Source organism: Segatella copri, from assembly GCF_026015465.1.
Taxonomy (GTDB): domain Bacteria; phylum Bacteroidota; class Bacteroidia; order Bacteroidales; family Bacteroidaceae; genus Prevotella; species Prevotella copri_E.
On record NZ_JAPDUQ010000002.1, the window covers coordinates 220,353 to 238,007 of the forward strand.

General features: G+C 47.5%; 13 protein-coding genes and 1 pseudogene. 10 read left to right on the forward strand and 4 right to left on the reverse strand.

Going from position 1 to position 17,655, the window contains the following annotated elements; translation table 11 throughout:
* Positions 1-72 precede the first annotated feature (72 nt).
* The 3 genes from ONT08_RS07755 (at position 73) to ONT08_RS07765 (ending at position 4,153) form a co-directional block, all read left to right on the forward strand.
* Complete coding sequence (locus ONT08_RS07755; protein ID WP_117587335.1) at positions 73-1,077, forward strand: LacI family DNA-binding transcriptional regulator; 1,005 nt, start codon at positions 73-75, stop codon at positions 1,075-1,077.
* Positions 1,078-1,312: 235 nt separating this feature from the next.
* Entirely contained in the window at positions 1,313-2,809 is a 1,497-nt protein-coding gene (locus ONT08_RS07760) for a mannitol dehydrogenase family protein (RefSeq protein ID WP_117587333.1), read from the forward strand.
* Positions 2,810-2,845: 36 nt separating this feature from the next.
* On the forward strand, positions 2,846-4,153 hold the full coding sequence (locus ONT08_RS07765) for an MFS transporter (protein ID WP_118086141.1): 1,308 nt from the start codon (positions 2,846-2,848) through the stop codon (positions 4,151-4,153).
* A gap of 106 nt (positions 4,154-4,259) precedes the next feature.
* On the opposite strand, the gene ONT08_RS07770 is transcribed toward ONT08_RS07765, so the two are convergent.
* On the reverse strand, positions 4,260-4,718 hold the full coding sequence (locus tag ONT08_RS07770) for a LexA family protein (RefSeq protein WP_182429241.1): 459 nt from the start codon (positions 4,716-4,718) through the stop codon (positions 4,260-4,262).
* Between the two features lie 74 nt (positions 4,719-4,792).
* Positions 4,793-6,178, reverse strand: coding sequence for a Y-family DNA polymerase (locus ONT08_RS07775; protein ID WP_264959648.1), 1,386 nt, complete (start codon positions 6,176-6,178; stop codon positions 4,793-4,795).
* 171 nt (positions 6,179-6,349) lie between these two features.
* Here ONT08_RS07775 and ONT08_RS07780 point away from each other — a divergent pair, with 171 nt between their 5' ends.
* Both ONT08_RS07780 and ONT08_RS07785 read left to right on the forward strand, forming a co-directional pair.
* On the forward strand, positions 6,350-6,871 hold the full coding sequence (locus tag ONT08_RS07780; protein WP_264959649.1) for a nitroreductase family protein: 522 nt from the start codon (positions 6,350-6,352) through the stop codon (positions 6,869-6,871).
* A 59-nt stretch (positions 6,872-6,930) separates the two neighbouring features.
* A complete protein-coding gene (locus ONT08_RS07785) occupies positions 6,931-9,117 on the forward strand; it encodes a helix-turn-helix domain-containing protein (RefSeq protein ID WP_264959650.1) in 2,187 nt (728 codons plus the stop codon).
* Here ONT08_RS07785 and ONT08_RS07790 read toward each other — a convergent pair.
* A pseudogene (locus tag ONT08_RS07790) lies at positions 9,118-9,492 on the reverse strand (aminotransferase class I/II-fold pyridoxal phosphate-dependent enzyme); the annotation flags it as partial.
* Between the two features lie 130 nt (positions 9,493-9,622).
* Between ONT08_RS07790 and ONT08_RS07795 the strand changes: the two are divergent.
* Positions 9,623-12,172: a S9 family peptidase gene (locus ONT08_RS07795; protein ID WP_264959651.1), complete on the forward strand. Its 2,550-nt coding sequence runs from the start codon at positions 9,623-9,625 to the stop codon at positions 12,170-12,172.
* A gap of 103 nt (positions 12,173-12,275) precedes the next feature.
* Here ONT08_RS07795 and ONT08_RS07800 read toward each other — a convergent pair whose 3' ends face one another.
* Positions 12,276-13,448, reverse strand: a complete 1,173-nt coding sequence (locus tag ONT08_RS07800) for an MFS transporter (protein WP_264959652.1) — start codon at positions 13,446-13,448, stop codon at positions 12,276-12,278.
* Between the two features lie 443 nt (positions 13,449-13,891).
* Here ONT08_RS07800 and ONT08_RS07805 point away from each other — a divergent pair, with 443 nt between their 5' ends.
* The 4 genes from ONT08_RS07805 to ONT08_RS07820 all read left to right on the forward strand — a co-directional run bounded on the left by ONT08_RS07805 (position 13,892) and on the right by ONT08_RS07820 (position 17,631).
* On the forward strand, positions 13,892-14,062 hold the full coding sequence (locus tag ONT08_RS07805; RefSeq protein ID WP_181985933.1) for a PG1828 family lipoprotein: 171 nt from the start codon (positions 13,892-13,894) through the stop codon (positions 14,060-14,062).
* A gap of 133 nt (positions 14,063-14,195) precedes the next feature.
* Positions 14,196-15,626, forward strand: a complete 1,431-nt coding sequence (mtaB, locus tag ONT08_RS07810) for a tRNA (N(6)-L-threonylcarbamoyladenosine(37)-C(2))-methylthiotransferase MtaB (RefSeq protein ID WP_118086138.1) — start codon at positions 14,196-14,198, stop codon at positions 15,624-15,626.
* Positions 15,627-15,727: 101 nt separating this feature from the next.
* On the forward strand, positions 15,728-16,612 hold the full coding sequence (locus tag ONT08_RS07815; protein ID WP_118254083.1) for a TIGR01212 family radical SAM protein: 885 nt from the start codon (positions 15,728-15,730) through the stop codon (positions 16,610-16,612).
* A 2-nt stretch (positions 16,613-16,614) separates the two neighbouring features.
* Positions 16,615-17,631, forward strand: coding sequence for a glycosyltransferase family 2 protein (locus ONT08_RS07820; protein ID WP_119236165.1), 1,017 nt, complete (start codon positions 16,615-16,617; stop codon positions 17,629-17,631).
* The last annotated feature ends 24 nt before the right edge of the window (positions 17,632-17,655 follow it).

The window sequence follows — 17,655 nt, forward strand, 5'->3', positions numbered from 1 at the left end:
GTTTAAAGGAAAAGTTGTATTTTTGCATCGACAACTTCAATATTCGAACGTTTATCTTATAAAAACATAATGATGAAACATGTAACAATCAAGGATATTGCCCGTTCGCTCTGCATCTCGGTCTCCACTGTTTCCAGAGCGTTGACGGATGACAAGAATATTCGCAAGGAGACGCGTGAGATGGTGGTGGAAGAGGCAAAGCGACTCGGATACAAGCGCAATCCGGTGGCGATGAACCTGAAGATGGGACGCACGAACACCATCGGTGTCATCGTACCGGAGATGCACACCCCTTATGCTTCGCAGGTGATTAACGGAATACAGGAAGTGCTCTACAAGAAGAACCAGAAGGTGATGATTGCCGAGAGCGATGAGAAGCCGGAGCGGGAACTGGAGAACCTGAAGATGATGGAGCAGTTTATGGTGGATGGACTGATTGTGAGCCTCTGCAGCTATCGCAAGAACATCGAAATGTATCAGCAGTTGGCGGCAGATGGTATGGCAATTGTCTTCTACGACCGCATTCCGTATGGATTGAAGATGCCGCAGGTTGTGGTGGATGATAATGTAGATTCTTATTTCATGGTGGAGCATCTGATTCGCCTGGGCAGGAAGCGCATCGTTTATCTGCAGGGACCAGACGACATTTATAATGCCTATCAGCGAGGCTTGGGTTATCGTGAGGCGATGGAGAAATTCCATCTTTTTGATCCTTCGCTGATTGTGAAAACGGGAATGACCTTCAAGGATGGAGCCGATGCCATCGACCGCCTTATATATGATAAGGTGGAATTTGATGCCATCTTTGCCTTTACTGATACTTTGGCGATAGGTGCGCAGAATAGGCTCCGCGCTTTGGGTAAGCGGGTACCGGAAGAGATCTTCGTGGCTGGTTTTTCGGGCACGGAACTATCTACCATCGTTTCTCCGCAGATTACTACTATGGAGCCTCCGCTGGAGGAGATGGGCAGAAAGGCGGCAGAACTGGTCATGGAGAAAATCAACAATCCGGAGATGGAGGACAGGCAGGTGGTGCTGAAGACCACGATGCAATGTAGGGAATCTACTGGAGAATAGTCAAACTACGTGGCTTCCGGAAATCTCTGGAAAGTATTTAAAACGTTTGCAGAAATTGGGAACGTTTGCGGGAACGTTTGCAAGGTTTTTTCGAAAAAAATATCTTTTAATCTCGAAAAAACGAACTATCTTTGCCATCGAAAACGAGAGACAGGCTTGCTGGAGAGACACATCCAGGTGGCTTGCTTTCGGAAAGAGTAAACAATTAAATAATAACAGCTAACAATAAAAAATTATGGCAAATTTAGTAAATGCAAACGCAGCAAATGCAACTCAGGTAGTGAAAGGTTATGCTTATAACCGCAGTTTGGTAAAGGCAGGTATCCTGCACTTCGGAGTAGGTAACTTCCATCGTGCTCACCTGGAGTTTATGACCAATATGCTCCTCGAGAACAATACCCAGCAGAACTGGGGTATCTGTGGAGCAATGATTCTCCCAGGTGATGAGCGCCTCTACCACGCTCTGAAGAAGCAGGACGGCGAATACACCCTTACCGTATGTGGACGCGACGACAGCATCCAGGTTTATCAGTTGGGTGCGCTCGTTGAACTCTATTGGGGTATCGAGGAGCAGGAGCAGATTCTGAACAAGATTGCGTCTAAGGATATTAAGATCATCACCCTCACTATCACCGAGGGTGGATACAACATCTCTCGTCAGAGTGGCGAATTCATGCTCGACAATGCGCAGGTGGCTCACGATATCCAGAATCCAGCCAAGCCGGTTACTGCCTTTGGATATGTTGCCGAGGGATTGCGTCGCCGCAAGGCTGCAGGCAATGGCCCTCTCACCATCCTTTCCTGCGATAATCTGCAGCACAATGGCAATACAGCCCGCAAGGCATTCATGACTTTCGTCGGGGCTCAGGACAAGGAACTTGCTGCCTGGATGGAGGAGAATGTTACCTTCCCTAACTCCATGGTTGACCGTATTACTCCTGCTACCCGTCCTGCCGACATCGAGCGATTGAATGCTCAGAATGGAACCTGCGATGAGGCTCCTGTTTATTGCGAGGACTTCATCCAGTGGGTAGTAGAGGATAACTTTGCTGCCGGTCGCCCTGCTTGGGAAACCGTGGGTGCTCAGATGACAGACGATGTGACTGCCTTTGAGAACATGAAGCTTTCTCTTCTGAATGCTTCTCATACATTGCTCTCATATCCTTCTTTCCTTGGCGGTTACCGTAAGGTAGATGCTGCTATGCACGATGCGAGAATCCGAAAGTTTGTACGTGCCTTTATGGATGAAGACATTACTCCTTACGTGCCAGCTCCACAGGATACTGATCTGGAGGCATACAAGCAGTGCCTGGTAGAGCGCTTCGGCAACCGCATGGTCAGCGACCAGGTGGCTCGTCTCTGCTTCGATGGTGCCAGCAAGTTCCCTGTTTACGTGATGCCGAACCTGGAGAAGATGATTGCAGATGATGCTTCGGGCAAGCGTCAGGATGTGGAGTTCAAGCGTGTGGCTTACCTCTTTGCAGCTTACCGCCATTATCTGAAGTATCAGGTAGATGACAATGGTGATGCATTCGAAGTGGCAGATCCATGGCTCACCGTTGATGACCATAAAGCCATCGACAGCGATGATGCGCTCGATTTCCTTGGCATTTCAGCCTTTACAAGCACCGATCTCAAGGCAGCTTCTCATTTTGTAGAGCTTTACCTAAAGATGGTGGAAGACATCAAGGCAAAGGGTGCCATGAAGGTTTTGGAAGATGAAATCTTGTAATTTATGAAACAATCGGAAGATGAAATCTTGTAATTTATGAAACAATCGATAACGCTCAGGAGTGCGGGACCATTCCTCCTCCTGACATTCATCTATTTTATAGTAGGCTTCCTCACTACCGTCAACGGTCAGTGTCAGGGTCCCTTGAAGATAGCCTTCCTCTCGGAGGTTACTACCACCAAGAACTCCCTGGCTACGCTTATCTCCTTCGCCTTCTTCCTGGGCTATCTGCTCAATAGTGCGAAGACGGGACGCTTGCTCAACAAGGTGGGCTATAAGAAGACGCTCATCCGTTCGATGCTGGTCATGGTGCTGGGACTTGCCTTCTATCTTGCTTCGGCGCTGATTGCTGAATATTGGGGTGGGGCAGGTGTGCATATTTCTCAGGATTTCGTACCATTCGGATATTTTATTTTCCTTTTCGGTTCCTATCTGATGGGTACGTCTGCGGCAATGCTTCAGGTGGTTATCAATCCATACATAGCTGCCTATCCTTTGCCGGGCACTCAACCGGTGCAGCGCATGAACTTCACTTGTGCGGTGAATTCATTCGGTACTACCATTGCTCCTTTCTTCGTGACGGGCGTGATGTTTGCCGGCGTTTCCCTGGATCGTGTTTCTGCCGATCAGCTCACCGTTCCTTTTCTGGTGATGATGCTCGTCATTGCCTTTACAACATGGAGCACTTCCAAGGCGAATCTTCCTGACATTGAGGGTACGAGAGAGGAAACTCAAGATGTGGAATCTGAAGGAAAGACAACTCCTTCTGATGATTCCGGAAATGCGAAGAAACGCAGTATCTGGTCGTTCCGCCATTTGAAATATGGTGTGATTACCATCTTCTTCTATGTGGGAACCGAGGTGGGAATCGGCAACAATATGAATCTTCATGCGATGGATTTGATGGGACATGGTTACGATTTTTCTCCAGCCCTTCTTGCCACACTCTATTGGGGAGGATTTATGATAGGTAGAATGGTTTCTGCTGGTTTGAAGAACGTGGCACCTCGCCCTATGCTTATCACCGTTAGCGTGGCAGCTATCGTATTGATGGCTATTTCCATGTTTACCGAAAATCTCTGGTTGATGGCTGCTGTGGGATTGTTCCATAGTGTCATGTGGAGTTGCATCTTCACCTTGGCTGTGGATGGCTTGAAGGAATATACTTCCAAGGCTTCGGGGGTGTTTATGATGGGTGTTTTCGGTGGTGCAGTCTTCCCTGTGCTTCAGGGATTGCTTGCTGATTATATCGGTTCATGGCAGTTCACCTGGCTCGTTCCTCTCTTCTGCGAGTTCGTCATCCTCTGGTATGGACTTGTGGGTTACAAGAAGCAGGAAGCATAAAAGACATTAGTAAGACATAAATTAAGAAGGATATAAATTAATAAGAATATAAAAAACTCGGGGTGTTTCCTTTTTCGAAGTATCCCGAGTTTTTTATTTTTAAGAATCATTCTGCAATCTGATGAATCACATAGGTAACCACGCCCCAAATCATGAAGCGGTTGGTTTCATCTACCCGGATTGGGGAGAAGTTTTTGTTCCATGGGATGAGCCAGCCGAAGGCACCGCTCTCATCCATCTTGAATTGCTTGATGGTGAATTCACCATCCACGAAGGCGATGACGAAGTTGCCGTTGGAGGGTTCAATCTGCCTATCTACAATGGCTAGGTCACCGTCGAGAATGCCTGCATCCTGCATGCTGTCGCCCGAAACACGTACATAGAAGGTGGCCTCACGATGGCGAACCAGAATATCGTTGAGGTCTATCTCTCCCTCCATATAGTCTTGTGCCGGCGAAGGGAAGCCTGCCTTTACGCTTTGCTCTGCCAGCGGAATAGGCATCTTGGCTCCGAATTCCGCAGGGTGAAATGTCAGTTTTATCTTGTTATCGCTATTCTTATTCATCTTGTTTTTTCTTATTTATGGAGCTCATTTTTAGAATGGGCTTATTCTGCTTTAGAATGGGCTTATTCTGCCTCTCATTGAGTTTTTACTTTCAGAATATCATGGATGTTCGTGGTAAACTGTTTCGACATGTACTCGCGTTTCAGGTCGAATCGGCAGTCTGTGCCTTGTATGGCCTGGCGTATGGTGCCATAACCATTCTTCCGGTTGATGGCGTCGATAGCCTCCATCAGCTTTTTTTGCTTGCTTCGGTCGATGGGGTCGAAGAGGTCTTGCTGGCGAGGATGGTCGGGTGAGATTTGCCACAGGATAACGCCAGCTTTTTTGAAGTGAAACGACATGTCGGGGCGATCGGGCCTGCTGTCTGCCATCGGTTTCGGGTATTTAGCCCGGAGAATGCTGAGGGCAGCACCTACTATTTCTTCCTGCGCATTGGTGGCGATGGGCAGGGTGAGGGAATCGTGGATGGTGTATTCAGGCACATACTCGTTAAAACGGGAAGTCCATGCGAACACTGTGATGCCCTGACATACGCTACCTTGTCTCCTTAATTTTTCTGTACAACGTACAGCGAAATTAGCCACGGCTTCTTCTATCACATTTTTGTCGGTAATGCCCTCGTTGGCAAAACTCCTGCTGGTGCAGATGCTCTTCTTCTGCGGCAATTCCTCGATGCTGATGCAGCTTTCGCCATTCAGTTCTTTCCATGTTCTTAGGGTGGTGATATTGAAATGGCTGCGGACCCAACTTTCTTTCTTGTCGGCAAACTGAGCGGCGGTCCTGATGCCCATATAATCGAGCTTTCGGGCTATCTGTCTGCCTATTCCCCATACATCTTCTATGGGGAAGAGAGACAGCGCCTTGTGTCTCCGTTCATCCGTGTCGATGAGGCAGCAGCCTTGGAAGCCCTTGTATTTCTTGGCGAATTTAGAGCCGATTTTCGCCAATGTCTTCGTTTCTGCAATGCCTACGGATATCGGGATTCCAACAGCCCGAAGTACATCTGCCGATATTTTGGAGCCATAGTGATGGAGCAGGCTATCGGGCTTTTCTGACAGCTCGTCTATTGTTATTTTATTGAACAAAGTAGGATGGTCTTCCGTATGCTCCCGAAAGAAAACTTTCGCCATTGATTCGTCTGCCTCGAAGAAACTCTCATCGATAGAGTATTGGTCGATGCGTGGGGAATAATGGGATAGCATCGACATCACGCGGTTGGAGAGCGAACCGTAGAGCGTATAGTTGCTCGAGAAGATAGCCACTCCTTCAGCCTCCAGTTTTTCCTTCACCTGATAGAAGGGGTCGCCCATCTTATAGCCCAATGCCTTAGCTTCTTCAGAGCGTGCGATGACGCACCCGTCGTTGTTGCTCAATACAACCACGGGCTTTCCTATCAGGTCGGGGCGAAACACTCGCTCGCACGAACAGTAGAAGTTGTTGCAGTCTGCCAGTCCTATCATATCTTATCATTAACACCTCTTGTTATCACCAGAAATCCTGGTTTGATGTGCAAAAATACAAAAAATAATCCGAAAACGATAGTTTTTCATTCAAGTTTTTTTGTCGTTTCGTGATTTATTCTTACCTTTGTGGTCATAAGCTAGTATTGAAACATCATAAAACTGAACGATATGAATGATAAGAATAACATGTTGGCATTGAGCCTGGAGCGTTTCTCGGCTCGCAAGTTTACTCCGGAGGCGGTGAGCCAGGAGGATCTGGACTATATCATGGAGTGTGTGCGCTTGGCACCATCAGCAGTGAACAGGCAGCCTTGGCGCTGGCTCATTGTGCGCTCAGAAGAGGCGAAGAAGAAACTGCAGGATTGCTATGACCGTGAATGGTTCAAGACGGCTCCTATATATATTATAGGTATGAAAAACGTGAATGAGAACTGGGTGCGCAGATATGATGAGAAACCGCATGGCGATATTGATGTGGCGATAGCGGCAGAGCATCTCTGTCTGGCTGCCACCGAAAAGGGACTGGGTACCTGCTGGGTCTGCAATTACGATACGGCGAAGATGCAGCAGTTCTTTCCGCGTGAGGGCTATGAGGCGGTGGTCGTCATCCCTGTAGGTCATATTGCCGAAGACTGTCCACGCGCTGAGAAGAAGCGTAAGGAGATGAGCGAAATCACGGAAGAAATCTAGATCTGAATATAAGAAGAAATCTAGTTCTGATATAAAATCTGGTACAAAAAAGAAGCTGTATGGAAATGAACGAAGAATCCATCCTGGCATGGAATATCATAGAAAAGACAAATGCCAACCTCTTCCTTACCGGAAAGGCGGGCACAGGTAAGACGACCTTCCTCAAGCGATTGAAAGAACTGTCGCCAAAACGAATGATTGTGCTTGCTCCTACGGGCATTGCAGCCATCAACGCCGGAGGAATGACCATCCATTCGTTCTTCCAGCTTCCCTTCTCGCCATACGTGCCGGGCACGACCTTTGGCAGCGGCGAACAGAAACGCTATCAGTTCAGCAAGCTCAAGCGCAATATCATCCGAAGTATCGACCTGCTCGTTATCGACGAAATCAGTATGGTGCGCAGCGATCTGCTCGATGCTGTAGATTCTGTGCTTCGCCAGTATCGCAAGCGCCACGATTTGCCTTTCGGTGGTGTGCAGCTCCTGATGATAGGCGATTTGCAGCAGCTGGCACCCGTGGTTACGCCACAGGAAGAGCATCTTTTAGGGCAGCATTATGATACTCCTTTCTTCTTCAGCAGCAACGCTCTGAAGCAGGTGGGTTATCTCACCATCGAACTTAAAAAGGTGTACAGGCAGCAGGATGAACAGTTTATCTCGCTGCTCAACCAGATTAGGGAGAACAAGGCTTCTGAAGCTACGCTGCAGGCTCTGAACCAGCGCTATATTCCAAATTTTGTACCACCTAAGAAGGGTAATTATATCAGGCTTACCACCCATAATGCGCCTGCCCAGTATATCAACGAACAGCAGCTTGCTGCCTTGCCTGCGCAGTCATTTTCTTTTACAGCAGATATAGAGGGCGATTTCCCGGAAACATCTTATCCGGCCGATTTCAAGCTCACATTGAAGCCGGGAGCACAGGTGATGTTCATCAAGAACGACCCGCAGCACCGTTTTTATAATGGTATGATAGGCGAGGTGATAGGGGTTAGGACCGATGAAGACGGCAGCAAGATTACCGTTCGCAGTAAGGATTCGGGCGAGGAGTTTGACCTGGAGAAAATGGAGTGGACCAATGCGAAATATACGCTGAACGAGAAAACCAAGGAGATAGAGGAGACGGTGGAAGGAAAATTCATGCAGTATCCTCTGCGTTTGGCGTGGGCGATAACTATCCACAAGAGTCAGGGACTTACTTTCGAACATGCCATCATCGATGCTTCTCATTCTTTTACCCATGGTCAGACCTATGTGGCGCTGAGCCGCTGCAAGACTTTAGAGGGTATGGTGCTCAGCGAACCGCTTTCTCGCGGAGCCATTATCTGCAGTCAGACAGTGGATGCATTCACCAGCCAGCTTACTGCGCCTACTCAGGAGCAAATCAGCAGTCTGGAGCTGCAGTATATCATTTATTGCATCAGTGAACTCTTCGATTTCTATTCTATCAGAGCCAGCTATGAGCATCTGATGCGCTGCCTGGTTGAGTTCTTTAATGGTAAATATCCGCGTGTGGTAAGCGAGTATCAGAAGCTGCAGGTGGTGTTGAAGAGTCTGATAGCCGTATCGGATAAATTCCGTGTGCAGTATACGGGTATGCTTGCCCGAAATCCTGATGTAAGACAGGCTGAGTTGCAAGACCGTATTCATAAGGGAGCTATGTATTTTCTTGACAAAATCGGCATTCTGAGTGATTTAATCAGAAAGTCGAATCTTGATACAGACAACAAGGTAGCTAGGAAACAGTTTGAAGACCGCTTCTCTGTTTTCTCAGAGGATGTAAAATTAAAAGAACGGCTTTTGAAGTATGAATGTAGTGCAGAATTCACAGTAACAGATTATCTGAAAAAGAAGGCGCAGTTCTTGCTGTTGGATGCAGATGCCTCATCTGATAGCGGTTCGGGCAGAATGTCAAGGAGACAGAAGAAACCGAATGAACCGAAGGTGCCGAAAGTCGCTTCGAAGGAGGTAAGTTATGATTTCTATATGCAGGGAATGACGGTAGATCAGATTGCTGCTAAGCGGGGTTATACCAAAGGTACCATTATTGGTCATCTTACTCCTTATGTGAAAGAAGGAAAGATTGGACTGCGGGCGCTGATTTCAAGTGCCCATGAAAAGAAAATCCGTGATTTCATGAAGGCTCATCCTGAATTGGAGCATTTTAGCGAAATAAAGGAAGCTTTGGGAGCAGGTATTGAATATTACGAAATCAAACTGGTTCATGATTTGATGGAGGGGGAATAAAGCATTCATCGCCTTGCGCCATTTTTCTCCCTTTCGGAAGGTAGCGATGGTAGCAAAGAGGGTTGGTTCATCCAACTCATTTGCGCTTAACCATTTATAAAACTTATTCCGAATATCTTCGTTTGGAATAATGGCGTAGCTGCTCACGATTCCTTCAATATTAAAGGTTTTGGAAGGAGCCTGGAAGGTGATGCTGATATTGCGTGCCTTGTCTGAAACCGAAGCAAACGGGATGTGCTTGTGGCCGAAGAGCGCCATATCCGCATGAATCTCATCGCTGATAACGAGCAGATGGTGCTCATAGCAGAAGTCGGCAAGCTGCTGCAGAAACAGCAATGAATGGGAGAGGGGGTTAACCCAACAATAACCTACTGGCTCATCCGATTAACTTAAAGATAACATTTGTATGGTAAAAATGCAGTAGAAAGAGCAAATTGTAACACAAACATTCGTTTATCTCGAATTTTATTTGTAATTTCGCACCAAAATCTAAATAAGGATATTTATGAATAAACTGATTCTGAAAACAACAAAAAGCGGACTGGTGGCTGCTGCCCTGATGGCTTCAATCTCTGCCAGTGCCGAAACCATAGAGGTGAAAACGCTGAAATATGCGGGCCCTTATGCCGTAGCACAGCCTTGGATGGCTGACAGTGTGAACATCAAGGGCGAAGCGTTCGACCTTAAGCAGCTGCTCGATTCGCCGCTGTCTTTCACCTTATTAAATAAGGGCAAGGAGGTGACTGCAGCCCAACTCCTTGCCGACAAGCAGGATGCGCTCCATCTGGCTTCTTTCTGCGTTTCTAACACCCAGCGCACCAAAGCAACCATCGCGGTAGAAGGATTGGAACAATACCGTCTGTTCGTTGACGGCGAACAGGTAGCGGTGAACGGCGATAAGGCTGAAACCATCCTGACTCCATCGCAGCATACGGTTGTCATCAAATATCTTACCCGGAAGAATGCATCTTCTGATAAGAAATCTATCAAGTTGACCGTAACCGCAGCCAACGGCGCTCCGCTTTCTGTAGGCGATGCGGCAGCCAAGCGCGCCTATAATATCTATGATGTGATTTGTGCGCCCAACTATCCGAGTGTTTCTATCTCACCAAACGGAAAGTTTATCGTTGTTCGGAAAACATGGGTAGATAGAAAAGGTAATAACCATAGTATTAGTGAATTGCGCAACGCTCAGACAAACAGACTGATGGCTACATTTGAGGAAGACGTGAAGTGGATGCCTTCAAGCAATAAACTGTATTTCACGCAGAAGGCGAGCGACAGCAGTATTGCCGGAGAAGAAAAGCAGGATGGCACATTGCAGCTCATCACCATCAATCCGCTGACGATGGAGCGCGAAGTGCTGGCAAGCCATCTTCCTGAAGGCTGGTTCCAGTTTACACCCGATGAAAAAACGCTCATCTATACGCTCACTACTGAAGGCAGAAAAAAGGATCCGCAAGTTTATGATGTGAAAGAACCGGAAGACAGACAGCCTGGTTGGCGCGAGCGCAGCAATCTCGCCAAATATGATCTTGCTTCGGGCATTCTCCAGCCGCTTACCTTCGGTTACCACAACATCTATCTGATGGATATTTCTGCCGATTCGCGTTATCTGCTGATAGGCAAGGGGGAGGAGCGACTCACCAAGCGTCCTACAACCCTGACATCATTCTACCGTCTGGATTTGGGCAGTATGAATGCATCTGGAGCCACAACGCCAAAGGTAGAAACCCTGATAGAAAAGGGCGAATTTCTGAACAGCGCCCAGTTCTCGCCAGATGGCAAGAGCATTCTCGTGAGCGCTTCGCCGGAAGCTTTCAACGGCATAGGAAAGAATGTGGAAGAAGGACAGACGCCTAGCATGATCGACACCCAGCTCTATCTGATGACCTTGTCGGACAAGAAGGTTCGTCCGCTGACCAAGGATTTCAATCCGAATGTGCAGAGCACGGAATGGAGCAAGGTAGATGGAAACATCTATTTTACAGCTGAAGATAAAGACTGCGTGCACCTCTTCCAGCTCAATCCGAAATCGGGTAAGTTTACGCTTCTCAAGACTCCTGAAGAGTACATCAAGAGTTTCTCGCTTGCATCTTCTGCAGCAGAAATGGCTTTCTCCGGTCAGAGTGCATCCAATGCCGACCGACTCTATAAGATGAATACGAAGGCGCTGAAATCGCAATTGGTTGACGATTTGAGTGCGCGCGAGTTGAAGGATGTTGAATTGGGCGAATGCAAGGCTTGGAATTTTGTCAATTCAAGAGGCGACACCCTTTGCTGCCGTTACTATCTGCCACCTCATTTTGATGCTGCCAAGAAGTATCCGATGATAGTGAACTATTATGGCGGATGCAGTCCTACGAGCCGCATGTTCCAGAGCCGTTATCCTCATCATGTTTATGCAGCGATGGGCTATGTAGTGCTGGTTGTAAATCCTAGTGGAGCCACCGGATTCGGTCAGAAATTCTCTGCCCGCCATGTAGACACGGCAGGCGAGGGAGTGGCTGAAGACATCATCTCCAGCACCCAGGCTTTCTGCGATGAGCATGCTTTCGTAAACCGCAAGAAGATTGGCTGCATCGGCGCAAGCTACGGCGGATTCATGACTCAGTATCTTCAGACCAAGACCGACCTCTTTGCAGCCGCCATCTCGCATGCAGGCATCAGCGACCACACCAGCTATTGGGGTGAGGGCTATTGGGGCTACAGCTACAGCGAAGTTTCTATGGCGAACGAATATCCTTGGACCAACAAGCATCTCTTTGTAGATCAGAGTCCACTCTATAATGCCGACAAGATTCATACTCCGCTGCTGTTTGTTCACGGCACGGCTGATAATAATGTGCCTGTGGGCGAGAGTATCCAGCTCTATACAGCGCTGAAACTTCTTGGCCGTCCTACGGCGATGGTATTGGTAGATGGTCAGGATCATCACATCATCGACTACGAGAAGCGACTGAAATGGCAGAACACCATCTTTGCCTGGTTTGCCAAGTGGTTGCAGGACGATGCTTCCTGGTGGACGGAAATGTACGGAGATGAAAAGATGTAGTTGAAGCATTTCGGCAGAAATGCCGGCTTCAGTCTCTATCAAATAAGAAAAGAGATTATGTTCCTGTAAGTCGGGAATATAATCTCTTTTCTTTTTTATATGTTTATTTCTTGCAGTTTAGCGTGATAAGCAGGGAAATCATGGCGAAGGCGATTCCTACGATGCAGACACCGAGCCAGTCGGCTTGCGTCCAGACGTAACCGGCACAGAAAGTGCCTAGCGAACCACCGATGAAATAGCTGGTCATGAAGATGGTGTTGGCGCGGTTGGCTGCCTGCGGAATCTCCTGCAGACAACCACTCTGATTGCTGAGCTGCTGACATTGCAGACCGATGTCAACCAGGATGATGGCTGCGATGAGTCCGGCGTAAGTGTCGCCGAAAACCAAGGCTATTGCCCAGGCGATGATCTGCATTCCTGCTCCGAACAGATTGAATTTTCGAATGCCAAACCTCGGAATCAGTTTTCCCTCACCACTGGCAGCAACGGCTCCCATGATTCCGCAAAGTCCGAGCATTCCTACCATATCACTTCCTGCGCTGAAAGGTGGCTGCGCCAGATGGAACGCCAGACAAGACCATATTGCCATCATACTGCCGAACCCGAAGGCTGCACGGGTGGAATAGATGCGGATAGAAGAATGGAAAAAGAAAATTTCTGCTATCGTGGTCATCAGCCCTCTGTAGGTTCCAACATAGTTGCGCTTCATTTCAGGCATCATGAGCAGCATGATTCCCATGCAAAATACCATCACGAAAGCAGCTATGATAAACATCTCCCGCCATCCCAGCCATTCGCCGATGTAACCGCTGATTACTCGTGAGGCAAGAATGCCCGTCAGCAGTCCGGAGAGTACAATGCCCATATTCCTGCTCTTGTTCTTGGGTTCTGAGAACTGTCCGGCTATCGGAATGAAGAACTGCGGAATCACGGAACAGGCGCCAATCAGCAGTGAAGCTCCCCAGAGCATCCATACGTTTTGCGCTGCAGCCATCACGATAGCCATCAATGCAGCAATGGTCATATTGACAAGGATGAGTTTCTTGCGCGAAAGCATGTCGCCCAAGGGGATGAGGAAGAATAAGCCCAGCGCATAACCTATCTGGGTAATGACGGTGATGAGGTTAGCTTTCTGCTCGGTAATATCCAGGTCGTGGCGGATGAGTTCGAGAAGCGGCTGATTGTAGTAGCAGTTGGCTACGGTGAGTCCTGCGACGATAGCCATCATCAGGAGAATGCTGCGGGGAATGCCCTGATTTTCTTTTAGCTGTATCATTTTCTGTCTGTTTGTTTCTTTGTTTTGAGTGCAAAGTTACGAAAAATTCTCGGCAATCAAAGTTTTTGGGGACGATTTCTTGGGAAAATCTTCTCTCTCATGCAGAAAATCTTCTTTCTCATGCAGAAAAAGTTTCTGTTCTTTCCCTCTCGCGCGTACCTTATTATATGTATATAGTGCTGCTCTGAAGAGGTGTTGGCGCGCACCCTTGTTACGCTAAAAACACCGAAAAGTGTTAAAATTAGGCTGTTCCCGAGCACATTAAAAACTTTAACCTTTGTTAGCATTTTGTAAGTGGCTGATTTTTAGCGATTTGTAATTTTGTTACAAAATCACCTAAAAAAAAATCGCAAAAAAAAGAACAACGTATCAAAAAAATGCTTACCTTTGCATCGTTCAAAAGAACAAATGATTGTTTTACAGATTTTAAAAAAGCAAAGAAAATGAAGAAATTAGTTTTTATGTTCGTAGCTATCGCAGCTATCTCTTTCGCATCATGTGGTAACAAAACAGCTCAGAACACAGCTTCTGCTGATTCTGACACAGCTCAGGTAGATACAACTGTTGCTGACACTGCTGCTGCTGATACAGCTGCTGCTGATTCTGCTAAGTAATTTGAAATTACTTGCGAACGAAAAAATGAGAGAAACAACCGCTGGACTTCGGTCTAGCGGCTTTTTCGTTTTATAGAGACTATGTTTCATTTTTTTTTTAGGTTACCTTTTAGAATTTTAGAAAAGATAATTTATGATAGATTCAAGTGCCTTCCAAGGTAAAAAGGCAGCTTACTATACGCTAGGCTGCAAACTCAACTTCTCTGAAACTTCCACTTTTGGCAAAATGCTCGAAGACATGGGCGTCATTACTGCTAAAAAGGGGGAGAAAGCTGATATTTGTCTGATTAACACCTGCTCGGTAACAGAAGTTGCCGATCATAAATGCCGTCAGGCTATCCACCGGATGGTGAGAAACAATCCGGGTGCATTCGTTATCGTGACGGGCTGTTATGCGCAGCTCGAATCTGAGAATGTCAGCAAGATAGAGGGTGTAGACCTCGTGTTGGGTGCTAACGAGAAGGCGCACTTGATTCAATATCTCAGCGATGCATGGGCGCAGAAATTTGCCCAGGAAAACGGATTGACTGCTCAGGCCCCTCAGAACGGCGATGCGGTAACTCCTCAGAACGTCGATACGGAAAGTTCTCAGAACGTCGATGCTGCGGCTCTTCATCAGCATTATAGCGTGAAGACGAAGGAAATCAAGACCTTCCAGCCTTCTTGCTCGCGTGGCAACCGTACCCGTTATTTTCTGAAGGTACAGGACGGCTGCAATTATTATTGCACCTATTGTACCATTCCATTTGCCCGAGGCAATTCGCGCAACCCGAGCATCCAGTCGCTTGTGGCTCAATGTGAGCAGGCGGCTGCTGAAGGCGGTAAGGAAATCGTCATTACCGGTGTGAATATCGGTGATTTCGGTCAGACTACCCACGAGCGATTCATCGACCTTGTCAAGGCGATGGATCAGGTAGAAGGAATCAAGCGTTACCGCATCTCGAGTCTGGAGCCTGATCTCTGTGATGATGATCTCATAGAGTATTGTGCCCAGAGCCGTGCTTTTATGCCTCATTTCCATATTCCTCTGCAGAGCGGAAGCGATGAGGTGCTCAAGCTGATGCACCGTCGTTACGACAAGGCGCTCTTCGCCCACAAGGTGAACCTTATCAAGGAGAAAATGCCTGATGCGTTTATCGGTGTCGATGTGATGGTGGGCTGTCGCGGCGAAACTCCGGAGTGTTTTGAAGAATGCTATGAGTTCCTGAAGAGTCTGCCTGTTACCCAGCTTCACGTCTTCCCTTATTCTGAGCGTCCGGGCACGGCTGCCTTGAAGATTCCGTATGTGGTTGACGAGAAGGAGAAGAAGAAGCGCTCCAAGCGACTGTTGGAGTTGAGTGATCAGAAGACGCAGGAATTCTATGCCCAATACATCGGTACTGAGGCTGAGGTTCTCTTCGAAAAGGCGCCAAGAGGCAAGGCAATGCATGGATTCACCAAGAACTATATCCGCGTAGAACTTTCGCCGGCTCTCGCCAAGGAAGAATACGACAACCAACTTATCAAGGTTCGCCTGGGTGATTTTAATCACGATAAGACGGCGCTGAAGGGAGAGCTTCTTTAGTTGATAGTTTATAGTAAATAGGGCTTGTTGATAGTTTATAATTGATAGTTTATAGTTAATAGGGCTAAGTAAAAAGGGTTAATCGTAAAGTTCAAAGTCCAATGTATTACAACGATTTTGGAACATGGATCCGGAAGCAGTTTCCTGATTTCCGTGTTCAGAAGATTTCGATAGACGCGGGATTCTCCTGTCCTAACAGAGATGGAAGGATTTCGAGTGGCGGATGTACGTATTGCGACAACCGCACCTTCAATCCGAGCTATTGCGACCGGAAAAAGTCGATTACTGAACAGCTGGAGGAGGGAAAGGCTTTCTTCAGCAGGAAGTATCCTGATATGAAATATCTGGCTTATTTCCAGGCTTATACCAATACATACGCCAGGGTGGAGCAACTGAGGCAGATGTATGAAGAGGCTCTTGAGGTGGCAGATGTGGTGGGAATCGTTATCGGAACCCGTCCGGATTGTGTGAGCGATGAATTGCTCGATTATCTGGAAGAACTGAACCGCCGAACCTTCGTGCTGGTGGAATATGGCATTGAGAGTGCCAATGATGAAACCTTGAAACGCATCAACCGTGGACATGATTTTGCCTGTTGCCGTAGTGCCGTAGAGCGTACTCATGCCAGGGGAATCCTTACGGGCGGCCACATCATCATCGGTTTGCCGGGAGAAGATGCGGAAGAAAGTCTGCGCCAGGCTCCTCTCATCTCTTCCTTGCCGCTTGATATTCTCAAGATTCATCAGATGCAGATTATCAGGGGCACTCGGCTGGCACAGGAATATGCTGAGCATCCCTTCCATGTTTACACGGTAGAGGAATATATTGATGTCATCGTGAAATACATCCGTCTGCTCAGAAAGGATTTGGTGCTGGAGCGCTTCGTCAGTCAGTCGCCCAAAGAACTGCTGATTGCTCCCAAATGGGGACTCAAGAACTATGAGTTTACCAATCTCCTGAATAACAGATTAAAGAGTTTACAATAAATATGGCAAAAGTAGCAATCGTTATATTAAACTGGAATGGACAGAAGATGCTGGCAAAGTATCTTCCGAATGTCATCGAATATTCCCGTCAGGATGCTGAAATCTGGGTGGCAGACAATTCTTCCTCTGATGGTTCGATGCACCTTCTGGAGACTCAGTTTCCTCAGGTGAAGACCATCGTGCTGGAGCAGAATTTCGGCTTTGCTGAAGGCTATAACCGTGCCTTGAAGCAGATTGATGCAACGTATTATGTGCTCCTGAATAGCGATGTGGAGGTTTCGCATCATTGGCTTACACCGCTCATCGAGTTTATGGATTCGCATCAGCAGGTGGCTGCCTGCCAGCCTAAGCTGCTTGCGGAATACGATAAGGACAGTTTTGAGTATGCTGGCGCTTGCGGCGGATTCCTCGACAAATACGGCTATCCGTTCTGTCGCGGCCGCATCTTTGATACGGTAGAGCGCGATAACGGGCAGTATGATTACCAGCAGGAAATCTTGTGGGCTACGGGTGCCTGTATGATGATCCGCTCAAAGGATTATTGGACTGCCGGCGGTTTAGACGGCCGCTTCTTTGCCCATAATGAAGAGATAGATCTTTGCTGGCGCTTGCGTCTGATGGGCAGAAGAATCTATTGCATTCCTGAGAGTGAGGTTTATCATGTGGGTGGTGGAACCCTGCCGAAAAGCAATCCGATGAAGACTTATCTGAATTTTAGAAACAATTTAACCATGCTTTATAAGAATCTGAGTGATACGGAGTTGTCTCATGTAATGCGTATGCGCAGATTCCTGGATTACCTTGCTGCTTTCGAGACATTGGTTCTGAATCGCAACTGGGGCGACTTCAAGGCTATCTTCAAGGCGCGCAGGGCTTTCAAGGCATGGAAACATGAATTTGACGAAGATCGCAGAAAGATACAGGCGGGTAGGGTGAAGGAGGAGATTCCGCAGGTTTACAATCTCTCTATCATCTGGCAATATTACGCCAAGGGCAAGAAACTCTTCTCGCAGTTGTAGACAATAATAAAACAAACTTCAAAC

Coding starts and splice junctions, on each gene's coding strand:
- mtaB (WP_118086138.1), top strand. CDS start 14,196: ATGATAGATTCAAGTGCCTTCCAAGGTAAAAAGGCAGCTTACTATACG.
- ONT08_RS07780 (WP_264959649.1), top strand. CDS start 6,350: ATGAATGATAAGAATAACATGTTGGCATTGAGCCTGGAGCGTTTCTCG.
- ONT08_RS07785 (WP_264959650.1), top strand. CDS start 6,931: ATGGAAATGAACGAAGAATCCATCCTGGCATGGAATATCATAGAAAAG.
- ONT08_RS07765 (WP_118086141.1), top strand. CDS start 2,846: ATGAAACAATCGATAACGCTCAGGAGTGCGGGACCATTCCTCCTCCTG.
- ONT08_RS07775 (WP_264959648.1), bottom strand. CDS start 6,178: ATGATAGGACTGGCAGACTGCAACAACTTCTACTGTTCGTGCGAGCGA.
- ONT08_RS07800 (WP_264959652.1), bottom strand. CDS start 13,448: ATGATACAGCTAAAAGAAAATCAGGGCATTCCCCGCAGCATTCTCCTG.
- ONT08_RS07815 (WP_118254083.1), top strand. CDS start 15,728: ATGTATTACAACGATTTTGGAACATGGATCCGGAAGCAGTTTCCTGAT.
- ONT08_RS07820 (WP_119236165.1), top strand. CDS start 16,615: ATGGCAAAAGTAGCAATCGTTATATTAAACTGGAATGGACAGAAGATG.
- ONT08_RS07770 (WP_182429241.1), bottom strand. CDS start 4,718: ATGAATAAGAATAGCGATAACAAGATAAAACTGACATTTCACCCTGCG.
- ONT08_RS07755 (WP_117587335.1), top strand. CDS start 73: ATGAAACATGTAACAATCAAGGATATTGCCCGTTCGCTCTGCATCTCG.
- ONT08_RS07805 (WP_181985933.1), top strand. CDS start 13,892: ATGAAGAAATTAGTTTTTATGTTCGTAGCTATCGCAGCTATCTCTTTC.
- ONT08_RS07760 (WP_117587333.1), top strand. CDS start 1,313: ATGGCAAATTTAGTAAATGCAAACGCAGCAAATGCAACTCAGGTAGTG.
- ONT08_RS07795 (WP_264959651.1), top strand. CDS start 9,623: ATGAATAAACTGATTCTGAAAACAACAAAAAGCGGACTGGTGGCTGCT.